This window comes from Acidovorax sp. JHL-3 (assembly GCF_000526295.1).
In the GTDB taxonomy this organism is placed as follows: domain Bacteria; phylum Pseudomonadota; class Gammaproteobacteria; order Burkholderiales; family Burkholderiaceae_C; genus Acidovorax; species Acidovorax defluvii.
Genome location: NZ_JAFU01000001.1, coordinates 643,635 through 656,345 on the forward strand (window position 1 = coordinate 643,635; position 12,711 = coordinate 656,345).

Below are 12,711 nucleotides of genomic sequence, written 5' to 3' on the forward strand. Positions count from 1 at the left end.
TGCCGCCAGGCCTGGATGCGGCGTCAGGACGGTATTGCGGCAGCGCCGATGGCGCCCCGCGCTGCGCCGGTGCGCCCCTCTGCCGCGCGCTCGGCATAGCGGTTGAAGCGCCAGGCGGTGTGCTCCTGCGTGATGCGGCGCCATACCGCCCGTTTTTCTGCGGGGCCCATGGCCGGCCAGAACTGCACTTCGTCAAAGCTGCGCCCGCAGCCCTTGCACCAGTCGTCGCCCTGGCTGGTGGAGCAGATGGCAATGCATGGCGTGTCGGGCGTGGTGTCGTACCAGGCCAGCCAGGCGGCACGCGCTGGCGCAGGCAGGCTGTGCTCATCGGTTTCGTCTTGGTGGCGGTACACCATGAGCGCATACACCTCACCCAGCGCGCTGATCTCGGGCGCCAGCACTGCCCCGCCACTGGCGGGCGCACGCTCGCGCCAGTGGTTGATGGCGGCTTCGATGTCGGTGATGTGGATGGCGGCCATGGCGTGCAGTTGCAATAAGGGCAACAGGGCGTGGATGATAGTGGCGCCGGGCGCAGTGGGTGAGGAGCCGCGCCGGTGGCCCTGCGCGGTGCAGGGACGGTGCAGCAACAGTTCAGTAACGGCGCAGGGTGCCCGGCCGGGCTTTGTGAACTCCTTTTTTTATAGCTGCTTGCGCTTATCCATCAAGCGCTTGAGGCCAATTTTCCTTGAAAAAAAGCGGGCGCTGCCATGGCCTCTGGCTTGCACGCGCGGCGCTGCCTGTGTTCCAATCGCCGCTTCGAAGGGGAGTAGCTCCCGACATGCGTTCCGGCCGTGGCAGTCAATGGCGATCGTGGGCATGGCATCGGAACCGTCGTCATCACGAAGCATCGCTTCCGGCGGTCCGGGTTTGGCACCCACCAGGGTGTGAGGCCGAGCAAGACCTTTGATGGGCCCATCGTGGGCTGATCAAGGCGTCCCGTCACAACCCTGCTGTTTGCGCAGCGCCCTTGATCCGCTCACCACGGCCCCCCTATCCCCTGGATGGTCTCGGCGCTACAGTGGCTGCCAGGTCGTCCTTTTGCCTATTGTTATTGAGGAATTTATGGACTTTTTGGCATCGCCCGAATTCTGGCTCGCACTCGGCCAGATCATCATCATCGACATCCTGCTGGGTGGCGACAACGCGGTAGTCATTGCCCTGGCCTGCCGCAAACTGCCGCCGGCCCAGCGTGCCAAGGGCATCATCTGGGGCACGGCAGGCGCCATCGTGCTGCGCGTGATCCTGATCGCGTTTGCCATGACGCTGCTGGCCCTGCCGTTCCTCAAGTTTGTGGGCGCGCTGCTGCTGGTGTGGATTGGCGTGAAGCTGCTGGCCCCCGATGAAGACGGCCATGGCGACATCCAGACCAGCGACAAGCTGCTGGCGGCCATCAAGACCATCATCGTGGCCGACCTGGTGATGAGCGTGGACAACGTGATCGCCATTGCCGGTGCCGCGCAGAACGCTGGTGAGCACCAGTTCCTGCTGGTGGTGCTGGGCCTGCTGATCTCGATCCCGATCATCGTCTGGGGCAGCCAGCTGGTCATCAAGCTCATGGAGCGTTTCCCCATGATCATCACGCTGGGCGGCATGCTGCTGGGCTGGATTGCGGGCGGCATGCTGGTAACCGACCCCGTTTTTGCCAACCCCGACAAGTGGCAGTGGATGTTCAAGATCGCGCAAACCGACACCATCCGCTACGCAGCCAGCGTGGCAGGTGCCCTGCTGGTGTTGCTGGCGGGCCGCGCCATTCTGGCGCGCCGCGCAGCCGCTGCGCCCGCTCAGGGCTGATGGCGATCTCTGACACCTAACCTGCGCGCCATCCGGCGCACTGAGTGACACAAAGGGGGCCTTGCGCTCCCTTTGTCATTGGCCCCTCCAATATCGAAGGTGGAGTGGACTTCGTTGTGTGGGCGGACGACGCAGCCCATGTGCGGCAGATCTGCCCTCGTGGCGGACAGTTGGCGGCCCGGAAGGCCGGACGCCGCCGCCGATCCGACCGCTCCTGGCGCTGCGACCACGGCGCCATGCCGACAGCCGTATCCGGGCACCGTACCTGGCCTGCGGACCCGGCTGGGCACTGTGCGGGCGCTGTGCATTCCCCGATCCAGTCGCCTTGGCTTCGATGGGCCTGTCCAAAGCCCGCTCAAGGACTCCTCCCGAACAGCCTGTGGCTCCGCGTTAGATGAAAGCCGCCACCGCCCGCGCGGTGCTATTCTGCGCGCATGAAACTCCTACTCAAATGGCTGCTCAGCGCTGCGGCGCTGCTGCTGGTGGCTTACCTCTACAGCGGCGTGCAAGTGCAAAGCTTCACCTCGGCGCTGATTGCGGCGTTTGTCATTGGCCTGTTCAACGCCGTGTTGCGCCCCGTGCTGGTGGTGCTGACGCTGCCGGTGACCATCGTCACCGTGGGCCTGTTTCTCTTTGTGATCAACGCCTTCATGTTCTGGGCCGCAGCGGGGGTGCTGGACGGCTTTCATGTCACGGGCTTTGGCGCTGCGCTGCTGGGCTCGCTGATCTATTCGGTGCTGGGTTTGCTGATCGAATCAGCGCTCGGCGGCCTGCTCTTTAAGAAGTAGCTCCATCGCGCGCAATCGCGTGTCGATGATGGACGCCTCGATGTAGTCGGCAGCACTGCTGCTTTTGCGTGCCAGGTCCTGCCCGGCCTTGAAGCGGTCTACCGCTGCCGCATAGTCGTAACGAGCGGCGTGCGATTCAGCCTCGGCGCGCACGGCCCGCAGTGGCTGCCCCTGCGCCTGCCACGCGCTGGCCAGCAGCTGCCATGCGGCAGCATCGTGCGGATGCGTGACCACCCAGGTCTGCAAGGCCCCCGTCACCTCGGCCGGTCGGCCCACGCGCAGCAGGGCTTGCGTGCGCAGCACCAGCTCGGGCCTGCCTGCCTCTTGGGGCAGCCGCTGCAGGGCCGCTTCGGGCAGCCCGGCGGCCAACTCGATCTCTGCCGCCAGCCGCTGCGATTGGCGCTGGGCGACGGCATCGCCCCGCACCACCTCGTCCAGCTTCGCCTGGGCCGTGCGTGCCGCCGCAAAATCCCGCAGCTGGCTGCTGGCCAGCGCAGCGGTGTACCAGGCCGCAGCACGGCGGGCGGCGGGCTGGCTGGCAAAGCCGGTGCTCTGGGGCTCGGCAATCCACAGCCGCAGCGCATCCACCCCGGGGTTTGACAACACGCGGGCCCGTGCGGCCACCATGGCGTGCTCCAGGCTAGGTGCCACAGGCTGCACCGCGCCGCCGGGCGGTAGCCGCGACTGCATGTCAGCCATGCGCTGGGTGGTCAGCGGGTGGCTGCGCAAATAGGGCCACGAGCCGTTGTCATTGAGGCGGTTGGCCTGCTGAAGCTTGTCGAACATGCCCACAAAACCCTGCGGCGCAAACCCCGAAGGCTCCATCAACCCATAGCCAATGCGATCCGCCTCGCGCTCCATGTCGCGCGAAAAATTGAGCTGGTTCTGCATGGCCACCGCCTGGCCGCCCACCACCACGGCCTGCGCGGCCCCCGGGTTCTTGCTGGCGGCCAGGGCGGCCAGCACCATGGCGCCCACCAGCAGCGGTGTCTGGCGGCTTTGCTGCGCGATCAGGCGCGAGATATGGCGCTGGGTGACATGGCTCAGCTCGTGCGCCAGCACCGATGCCAGCTCGTCACGCGTGGCCACCACCCCAATCAGGCCCAGGTGCACCCCCAGGTAGCCACCGGGCAGCGCAAAGGCGTTCACGGTGCGATCGCGCCCCAGCAACACCTCCCAGGCAAAGCGCTCATCGAGCTCGGGCGAGAGCTCGCCGCGCGCGCGCGCAGCCGCCAGCAGCGCCTGCCACAGCCCCTGCACATATTCCCCCAGCACCGGGTCATCGATGTAGTCCGGGTCGCGGTACAGCTCGCGGATGATGCGGTCGCCCAGGCGGCGCTCTTCGCCCGTGGTGAGGGCGCTGCCATCGCCCAGGGTGGGCAAGCTGGACTGGGCAGCAGCGGGCAGCGCGGCACCCACGCCCATTGCTATTAATAAAGAAGCTACCAGCGCACGTCCAGCGTGCGCCAAGGGCATATTTGGCTTGATGTTCTGTGCTGCTGCAGAGACATCGGCCCACGGTCTGGCAGGGGTGCATTGGCTATTCCACATGCACGTATGATGCCCCTTTGCCCGAATGTTCCCCACCGATTCACCTGGTTACCCCGCCATGTCTGCACTCACCCACTTTGACGCCCAGGGCCAGGCCCACATGGTCGACGTGGCCGCCAAGGCCGCCACGCACCGCATCGCCATCGCCAGCGGCCGCATCGAAATGCTGCCCGCCACCCTGGCCCTCATCGAAGCCGGCAACGCCAAAAAAGGCGACGTGCTGGGCATCGCCCGCATCGCCGGCATCATGGCCGCCAAGAAAACCAGCGACCTCATCCCGCTGTGCCACCCGCTGGCGTTGACCCGTGTTGCTATTGAATTTGAAGCTGCCAGCGCACGACAGCCAGGCGCTACAGGCATATTTTGTGCCGCAACGGTGGAAACCGTTGGCCCCACCGGCGTCGAGATGGAAGCCCTCACCGCCGTGCAGGTGGCCCTGCTCACCATCTACGACATGTGCAAGGCCGTGGACCGCGGCATGTCCATCCACGACGTGCGCGTGGTGGAAAAGCACGGGGGGAAGTCGGGGAGTTTTGTGGCGGGGGCGGCGGGCTAAGCGGTTGTATGTGCAGCAAACTGCACTCGAAGGCAGGGCAATCAATGGGGCACTGGCCACCTCAGAGCATCAGTGCAACGCCGCCAAAGCCGCTTCCGGCGCCTTGTCCAGCACCTTGAGCAAAGCTTTGGCCGCGCCCGTCGGGCTGCGCTTGCCTTGTTCCCAGTTACGAATGGTGTCGAGCGAGACCTGGATGCGCGCAGCCAACTCGGCCTGGCTCAATCCCAGGCGCCTGCGCACACGCCGAGCGAATTGGGCGGCATCTTGCATGGCGGCGGCCTCATCTGCCGCATGCTGCGCCGCAATATCTGCATCGGTCGTGGCATCCACCCGCCCAACATCCAGGCGGCCTGGCAATTGCGATGCTGGCATGCCTGGGTCAAGGGTGATGCGAACTGTCTTTGTTTCCATAGTGTGCTACCTCTCTTTGGTTGGCTTTGCGTGCTGAGATGATGCGCATGGCATCTTTGCGTGGCGTATAGACCACCACGAAGAGACGCTGCTCTATCTTGCCCAGCAATTGATACCTGTCTTCGCCATAAAGACGTCGGGTGTCAGCGTGTACCAAGCGATCTGGATCGAAAAAGGCCCGCGCTGCGTAAGCGAAATCAAAGCCGCGCTGGCGAAAGCACGCCTCGCTTTTCACTTCATCCCATTCGAATTGCATAGAGCAAGTGTAGTTCAATGGCCCACTGCTGGCATTTCACTGCAATCCATTGGACGCATGACCCCATGGCCGAGTGATTTCCGCGCACCGCATCCCCATCGCCAGCGGCCGCATCGAAATGCTGCCCGCCACGTTGACCCTCATCGAAGTCGGCACCGCCAAAAAAGGCGATGTGCTGGGCATTGCCCGCATTGACGACATTGACGGCATCATGGTGGCAAAGAAAACCAACGACCTCCTCCCGCTGTGCCGCGAGCTGGCGCTGGCCCGGATTGCTATTGAATTTGAAGCTGCCAGCGCACGACAGCCAGGCGCTACAGGCATATTTTGTGCTGCAACGGTGGAAACCGTCGGCCCCACCGGCGTAGAGATGGAAGCCCTCACCGCCGTGCAGGTGGCCCTGCTCACCATCCACGACATGTGCAAGGCCGTGGACCGGGGCATGTCCATCCACGACGTGCGCGTGGTGGAAAAGCATGGGGGGAAGTCGGGGAGTTTTGTGGCGGGAGCGGAGACGGGTTGACGTTGGCAAGGTGCAGGGGTGGCACCATCGCAGCCAAAGTTTGCCGCTAGCCCCGCAGAACAACTTTACCGAAACTGGAATCTGGTTTTAATTATTTCAACGCTTAATGCATATACCTGAAGATTAGAAAACCCATTCTAAAATCGGCTTGGGTTCTTAATTATTGATTTTTTTGATTTCAGGCCAGGATATTGCCCTGATTAGAGGATCGTTCAGCGCTTGATTAGCCCAAGCTTGACGAACCGCTTCGCATTGTGCGGCATTTACCATCAAGCACATGCGCTGTAGCCAAAGACGCGCCTCATTAGGGCGGTCGTTCCATGCCATGGCTGCGGCAAGCTTGTGAATTACTCCTGCGCTCGGATATAGATTCGCCACGTTCAGCATCCAATTCAGCTCTTCGGGCGACATGTCTTTGTGCGGCTCGAAACGAGCGAATCGAATCATGTCACTCAAATGGTTTAGCACTAGTACTTTTGGCGGTTCCTTGGGCTCATTTGTACGAATGTTAGCAAACTCAAATCTCAATGCCAGATAACTCGCTTCAACACGAAAATAGTCACGTGCGATCAGCACCAAAAGACACGTTGACAAGGCACAGACAGAGAACAGTATCCAACGCCCACCCACATGCCACAATTGCGCTCCCAACCGCATATCTAGGGCACCAACCAGCAAGCCGGCTGGGAAGAGGAAATAGGCGTATGACAGGGGATATTCCAACAGGGCGTGGTTGCCAACTACAACCAATAATAACAAGAGCAAAATATCTTCTATTTTTTTCGCTGCTCGAAAATGCCTCCACAACCAAAATATCATTATTCCGATCAGTAGCAAACCAATAGGAATACCATTCCATAATACGAGATCAAGGAAGAAGTTGTGAGAATTAGAAAAAAGAATGTATAAAGGTGAATTATTTACAGCCACCTGCAGATGTGCCATTGCAATCTGCCCCCATCCGTATCCGATCCATGGTTTATGCTGAACGGCATCAATGAATAGTGCCCATGCCTGGGGGCGAACTTCAGTCGCCATGCGAACCAAGTCAGTCTGGCCGCCGAGAAGCAAGTACTCTTGCAGCCAATCTTTTGCGTGCAAGCAACCAATAAAATATCCTCCCAGCGCAACGATGGTCCATGGTGCCCATCGGTTGCGCCACATGCCGCGCCACATCCAGGTTGCGCCTATCAAAATCGCCATCGCAATCCAAGCCGTGCGCGAAGCAGTTAAAGCCACCCCAAACAAAAGATAGAGGGCGATAATTACGCCCGTCACTCCACTCACGTAGTTGCGCTGAACCGCCCAACCTGCAGCTAACAACCCCCATATCAAAAACGTGGCTAACAAATTAGGTTGCCCAAAATTGGCGAAAGGGCGCCCAGCTGTGGCACCCATATCCCAAAGAAACAGTCGGTCCAGTTCGAGCCATTGATGAAACTGCAACCCTACGGAAAACATCGCGGCGATACCTATTGCTAAGAAGAGCCCATCCGCCATCTGACCAGGCGCACCGGACTCCCAGCGAATACCGATCGCGATGGCCAGGAAAAAACCGAGCAGATAGGCAGTTGCAACCCAAGCCGTGCCTGCAAACGCCTGCATCCCAGCTGCATACTGTACGAAGGGCATGGCAACCATGATCAATGCGACCAGTGCCGCACTAGACAGGGTGCTTTTTCCCGGAGCTCGCACCACGACCGCCAAAGCGGCACCAGCCAACAGGAGGGAGACCCACGCCTCCATATGAAACGAGGGCCAGGGAAGGTAGTGATTGGGAAGGAGCCATCCCAAAGACAAACCGATGGCCCAAATAACAAGCCAGAACTTCGTAAAAATATCTTTACCAGCGCACATCGAAATGTCGCTGGTAGCTGGGGATAAATAGCGCACCTGATCACCCTGTTGCCGCAGCAAATTTTTCTTCGTTGGTATAGACCAAAGAAAAAGGCCCCTAAAGGAGCCTTTTCAGCAAAGCCGGATAGATTACTTGCAGCTAGCAGGCAGATACTTGGCTTCCATCGTGGTGGAAACGGTAACACCACTCGCGTTATCGGCGCTTGTTGCTGCACGGCAAGTCCACACGACTTGCCCGTTGCCTTGGAGGGCTCCCGCAAAAGCAACGCCCTTGCCACTCAGCTTTGCGTCGGCAGACGATGCAGCTGCAATGATGACGGCATTAGATGCGTCAGTGTATTTGTACCCAACACCAGACACCCACTTCGACACTTGCGTATCAATGGTAACGCTAGCCACAGCAGGCATGGCTGCATTTACTTGAGCAGCTTCAGCAACGGCCACCTTGGCGGACGAGCCAGCCAGAATGATTTCCGAAACCTTGGCGCGGACGGTGTAGTCCTGGTACGCAGGCAGCGCCACGGCAGCCAGAATACCGATGATCGCCACAACGATCATCAATTCGATCAGGGTGAAACCCTTTTGCAGATTACGCTTCATAAATTCTCCTCGGAGTCAATTGCAATTGAAAACCTGCAGAAGGATTCTTCAGGTTCGCACCGATAAAAGCAGCAACCGTGCCAGGTCACTGCACGCAACCAAACACGTCCTGACGGTTACAAAGCACGCCAGAAAACGCGATTGTGTAACAGCCCCTAGTCCATCCGCCATCGGAGCGACATTTTTGTCACGCCATGTATGTCACGAAGTGCAATTTCGGCTTACACATCGGGCGTTTGATGCGCTTTGAGGGCGGTCAGCTTGCGAATCGCCATGCCAGAGGGAAGTGGTGCCGGTGATCCGGCCGGCTGCTTTGACGCTCAGGTGCGTTTCGTTAAGCCGGGCCGGTCGATGTCTGCTGAGAAAAAAACTCGGTCAGGCTGGGCTGCGCCAGTTCTGGTGACAACGGTGTGGGGAACGCAGCCCTGCAAAGTTCGCGGCGAGAGCGGGAGCTTTCAGCTTTGCATTTTTTGCATAGGATATCAGGCTGTAGACCTTACGCAGCAAGCGCAAGTAGCTATCAAAACAGATGTGCACTACACCTCAAACTCTTGCCCCGCCTGCAGCCACGAAATGTCATGCGGCTCACCACTGCCCGGGTGCGTGATGGCGTCGAAGCGGCGGACTTGCTCGACGATCAGCTCCGTCTCGGACGGCTTGGTGTGTGTGATGTAGATGGGGCACTGCCTGCCGGGGGCGAGTTGCGCCAGCTCCCGCGCCAGGGTGTGGGGCGCCAGGTGCAGGCTGCGCTGCGCCAGGGCGCTTTCATGGTTGCTGAAGGCGGTTTCTATGACCAGCATGGCCACGGGCAACTGGTTGATGCGTTGCCAGAAGGCGGGGTTTGGCCCGGTGTCGCCGCTGTAGACCCACCAGCCGCTGCGCCCGCGCACGGCATAGCCCACGGCGGGCACGGTGTGGATGGCGGGCAGCACCTCAATATCGAGGCCGGCGAGGTGCACCGTTTGCGCGGTTTCGAGCTCTTTGAAGATCAGGAAAGGCGCTGCGGCACTGGGGATGCGGCTGAAATCCGGCCAGATGACGTTGTTGAAAATATGGGCCTGCAGCGCGGCGATGGTGGCGGGCAGGGCGTGCACTTGCACCGGGGCGCTGCGCAGGGACGACACGGCGTCCAGCATCAGAGGCAGGGCTGCCACATGGTCCAGATGCGAATGCGTGAGCAACACATGGTCGATGTGGCGCATTTCTTCGAGGGTGAGGTCGCCCACGCCGGTGCCTGCGTCGATGAGTACACGCCCCTCGATCAGAAAAGAGGTGGTGCGGCAACCTTGCGCAATGGCACCCGAGCATCCCAACACGCGAACCTTCATGCCACCGCCTTGTCAGGAGTTGAAGCGGGCTATACCAATGCCGCCCGCTGAGACCCCGAAGGGTAACACCCCGAACATCCCTCCCACACGGCAAATACCAGCGGGGAATCAGCCTTGCTCGAACTGCATCTCGGTGCCTGCCAGGGTGATGCGGTCGCCATGCTTGAGAGGCACGGGGGCCTCCCCCATGGGGATGCCGTTGAGCAGGGGCCTGTCGGGCCCTTCGACGTGCGCCAGCACATGGCCGTGGTGGCGTTTGGTGATGGAGGCCACAGCCACACCGGGCTTGCCGATGGTGGTGACCACCTTCGACAGCGCCACCTCGCGCCCGGCCGCCGCGCCCGACATCACGCGAATGACCGCCGAGGGCAACGCAGCTGCTGGCGGGGTTGGTGCCGCCGCGGCGGCGGCACGGGGCAACCCCATGGACGGGGGAACCATGCCGGGCTTGAAGAGCAAGGTTTTCTCGAAATTTTCGCCCTCGGCCTCTTGCAGGAAGCGGATCTTGTATTTGCCCACTTCGATAATGTCGCCGTTGCGTAGCTCTTGGCGTGTGACGGCCTTGGCGTTGACATAGGTGCCGTTGGTGCTGCCCACGTCTTCGATTTCCACCCCATCGTCGGTCATGTGGATGACGGCGTGCTCACCGCTGACGGCAAGGTTGTCGATGACGATGTCGTTGTAGGGGCGCCGGCCCAGCGTGGTGCGCTCCTTGGTCAACTCGACCTCTTTGATGACGACGCTGTCGATCGAAACGATCATTCTGGGCATGATCCACTCCTGGTGTGTTGAATTGTTGTGGGGTTGAGCGGCATCATGCAGCCCGGATCAATCGGGACATGAAACCTCGTTTTTTGCCGCCCGCTGCCGCCGTTTGCACCAGCAGCACACTGATGTTGTCGCGCCCGCCCTGTGCGTTGGCGGTATCGACGAGCAGGTTGGTTTTTTCTTCCAGCGACAGGGATGCGCGCACCATGTCCGCCACATCGGCGTCGGGCACCATGTCGGTCAGGCCGTCGGAGCACAGGAGGAACAAATCGTTCGGCGCCACCTGGAATTCGTTCACTTCCATTTGCACATGGGGCTCGACCCCCAGGGCACGGGTAACCAGATTGCCATTGGTGGACACGGCGGCTTGCTGGGGGGTCATCAAGCCGGCATCCACTTGTTCCTGCAGCCAGGAATGGTCGCGCGTGATTTGCTGCAACACGCCATCGCGCAGGCGGTAGCAGCGCGAGTCGCCGATGTGCCCCAGAATAAGCCGCTCGCCCCGAAAGACGCCCACAACCAGCGTGGTGCCCATGCCTGCATATTGGGGATTGGAGAGTGAGGCGCCCAGCACGGCGTGGTTGGCGTTTTCCACGCAGATTTCAAGCGCCTTGCGGACATCGGCGCTCTGCGCATTCTGGCCGGCATGTGCGAGCCAGCGCGCCATTTCCGTACGAATGAAGGTGGTGGCCATGGCGCTGGCCACTTCGCCGGCGTTGTAGCCACCCATGCCATCCGCCAGAACGGCAATTTGCGCATCGCGGTCGAAGGCCACGGAGTCTTCGTTGTTGTTGCGCACCCGTCCGCGGTCGGTACGGGCGAAAAATTCGTAGATCATGGAGGTTGCCGCGTGCGTCGTCAGGCAGCCGAACACGGTGGAAGTACCGAGTTCCGGACAGCGGGAAGCTTTATCACGCTTGGCGGGAAAGCTGCCATGTCAGGCCCATTTGCATCGCGACTCGCATCATAGACGAGTGCTTGGCTGGGCAGCACTGGTGCGGTGGCAGGCGTAGCAATGCCTGGCGTCATTGATTGCGATGGGCTTGCATGATCGAAAAACTCTCCACCTCACAGGTTGCTCTGTCCAGAGAACAGCAATTTTTACGCCCGCTCAGAATGCGGCGTTCGGGCCGCATTCGGCACATGTTTTCAGGTCATGGCCACTCAACAACGGCATGCCTCTGACACTGCTGGCGACAGAGAGACAACAGAGTGTCATTTTTGTCACCGCCTTGGCTGCATTGGGCGTCTGGCCGTTGCATCCAACCAAGACAGCCTGGATGCAAAAAGCGCCCGAAACCAGGGTTTCGGGCGCTTCTTTTTTTGACGGTTCCCGCTATCTTGCGGTGGCGCCCACGGCGCCAGTCACTCGCTGGCCGAATTACTTCAGTTGGGCCTTGAGCAGCTTGCCCAGTTCCGAAGGGTTGCGCGTGACGATAAAGCCGCACTCTTCCATGATGGCGAGCTTGGCATCGGCCGTGTCGGCACCGCCGGAGATCAGCGCGCCTGCATGGCCCATGCGCTTGCCGGCCGGGGCGGTCACACCCGCGATGAAGCCAACAATGGGCTTCTTCATGTTGGCCTTGCACCACTGGGCGGCTTCGGCTTCATCGGGGCCGCCGATTTCGCCAATCATGATGACGGCATCGGTGTCGGGGTCATCGTTGAAGGCGCGCATCACGTCGATGTGCTTGAGGCCATTGATGGGATCGCCACCAATGCCCACGGCGGTCGACTGGCCCAGGCCCACTTCGGTCAGCATGGCCACGGCTTCGTACGTCAGCGTGCCCGAACGGCTCACCACGCCGATGCGGCCCTTGCGGTGGATGTGGCCGGGCATGATGCCGATCTTGATTTCGTCGGGCGTGATGATGCCGGGGCAGTTGGGGCCCAGCAGCAGCGTCTTCTTGCCACCGGCGGCTTCCTTGGCCTTCATCTTGTTGCGCACTTCGAGCATGTCGCGCACGGGGATGCCTTCGGTGATGCAAATGGCCATGTCCAGGTCGGCCTCGACGGCTTCCCAGATGGCGGCAGCGGCGCCTGCCGGCGGCACGTAGATCACCGACACGGTGGCGCCGGTTTGCGTGGCCGCTTCCTTGACCGATGCGTAGATCGGGATGTTGAAGATCGACTCGCCGGCCTTCTTGGGGTTCACGCCGGCCACGAAGGCGTTCTTGCCGTTCGCGTATTCCTGGCACTTTTCGGTGTGGAACTGGCCAGTCTTGCCCGTGATGCCCTGGGTGATGACCTTGGTGTCTTTGTTGATGTAGATCGACATGTGC

Annotated in this window: 14 protein-coding genes; 4 read left to right on the forward strand and 10 right to left on the reverse strand. The window is 61.0% G+C overall.

The window, feature by feature from the left end; all coding sequences use genetic code 11:
* Positions 1-23 precede the first annotated feature (23 nt).
* Complete coding sequence (locus K226_RS0102920; protein WP_024813377.1) at positions 24-479, reverse strand: DUF3717 domain-containing protein; 456 nt, start codon at positions 477-479, stop codon at positions 24-26.
* A gap of 583 nt (positions 480-1,062) precedes the next feature.
* Between K226_RS0102920 and K226_RS0102930 the strand changes: the two genes are divergently transcribed.
* Together K226_RS0102930 and K226_RS0102935 are read left to right on the forward strand one after the other, a co-directional pair.
* On the forward strand, positions 1,063-1,791 hold the full coding sequence (locus K226_RS0102930; protein WP_024813379.1) for a TerC family protein: 729 nt from the start codon (positions 1,063-1,065) through the stop codon (positions 1,789-1,791).
* Positions 1,792-2,225: 434 nt separating this feature from the next.
* Complete coding sequence (locus tag K226_RS0102935) at positions 2,226-2,579, forward strand: phage holin family protein (protein WP_024813380.1); 354 nt, start codon at positions 2,226-2,228, stop codon at positions 2,577-2,579.
* Here the strand turns inward: K226_RS0102935 and K226_RS0102940 are convergent.
* Positions 2,547-4,055, reverse strand: a complete 1,509-nt coding sequence (locus K226_RS0102940) for a M48 family metalloprotease (protein WP_035240837.1) — start codon at positions 4,053-4,055, stop codon at positions 2,547-2,549. The two genes, K226_RS0102935 and K226_RS0102940, sit on opposite strands and share 33 nt — an antisense overlap.
* A 133-nt stretch (positions 4,056-4,188) precedes the next feature.
* Between K226_RS0102940 and moaC the strand changes: the two genes are divergently transcribed.
* Positions 4,189-4,686 (forward strand): cyclic pyranopterin monophosphate synthase MoaC, encoded by a 498-nt coding sequence (gene moaC / locus K226_RS0102945; RefSeq protein ID WP_024813382.1) that lies wholly within the window; start codon positions 4,189-4,191, stop codon positions 4,684-4,686.
* A gap of 69 nt (positions 4,687-4,755) precedes the next feature.
* Here moaC and K226_RS0102950 read toward each other — a convergent pair whose 3' ends face one another.
* Complete coding sequence (locus tag K226_RS0102950; RefSeq protein ID WP_035240839.1) at positions 4,756-5,058, reverse strand: DNA-binding transcriptional regulator; 303 nt, start codon at positions 5,056-5,058, stop codon at positions 4,756-4,758.
* 7 nt (positions 5,059-5,065) lie between these two features.
* A complete protein-coding gene (locus tag K226_RS0102955; RefSeq protein WP_024813384.1) occupies positions 5,066-5,353 on the reverse strand; it encodes a BrnT family toxin in 288 nt (95 codons plus the stop codon).
* A gap of 73 nt (positions 5,354-5,426) precedes the next feature.
* Here K226_RS0102955 and K226_RS0102960 point away from each other — a divergent pair, with 73 nt between their 5' ends.
* On the forward strand, positions 5,427-5,876 hold the full coding sequence (locus K226_RS0102960; RefSeq protein WP_024813385.1) for a cyclic pyranopterin monophosphate synthase MoaC: 450 nt from the start codon (positions 5,427-5,429) through the stop codon (positions 5,874-5,876).
* A gap of 156 nt (positions 5,877-6,032) precedes the next feature.
* Here the strand turns inward: K226_RS0102960 and K226_RS0102965 are convergent, their stop codons facing one another.
* The 6 genes from K226_RS0102965 to sucD all read right to left on the reverse strand — a co-directional run bounded on the left by K226_RS0102965 (position 6,033) and on the right by sucD (position 12,707).
* Complete coding sequence (locus K226_RS0102965; protein WP_155886490.1) at positions 6,033-7,769, reverse strand: PglL family O-oligosaccharyltransferase; 1,737 nt, start codon at positions 7,767-7,769, stop codon at positions 6,033-6,035.
* Between the two features lie 93 nt (positions 7,770-7,862).
* The gene (locus tag K226_RS0102970; RefSeq protein ID WP_024813387.1) at positions 7,863-8,333 is read right to left on the reverse strand and encodes a pilin; all 471 of its coding nucleotides are present in this window, start codon (positions 8,331-8,333) and stop codon (positions 7,863-7,865) included.
* Between the two features lie 536 nt (positions 8,334-8,869).
* Entirely contained in the window at positions 8,870-9,661 is a 792-nt protein-coding gene (locus K226_RS0102975) for an MBL fold metallo-hydrolase (RefSeq protein WP_024813388.1), read from the reverse strand.
* 108 nt (positions 9,662-9,769) lie between these two features.
* Complete coding sequence (locus K226_RS0102980) at positions 9,770-10,432, reverse strand: FHA domain-containing protein (protein WP_024813389.1); 663 nt, start codon at positions 10,430-10,432, stop codon at positions 9,770-9,772.
* Positions 10,433-10,475: 43 nt separating this feature from the next.
* Positions 10,476-11,267 carry a Stp1/IreP family PP2C-type Ser/Thr phosphatase gene (locus K226_RS0102985; RefSeq protein ID WP_024813390.1) on the reverse strand — a complete coding sequence of 264 codons (792 nt, stop codon included), beginning with the start codon at positions 11,265-11,267 and terminating at the stop codon, positions 10,476-10,478.
* A gap of 543 nt (positions 11,268-11,810) precedes the next feature.
* Positions 11,811-12,707 carry a succinate--CoA ligase subunit alpha gene (sucD, locus tag K226_RS0102990; protein ID WP_024813391.1) on the reverse strand — a complete coding sequence of 299 codons (897 nt, stop codon included), beginning with the start codon at positions 12,705-12,707 and terminating at the stop codon, positions 11,811-11,813.
* Between the last annotated feature and the right edge of the window lie 4 nt (positions 12,708-12,711).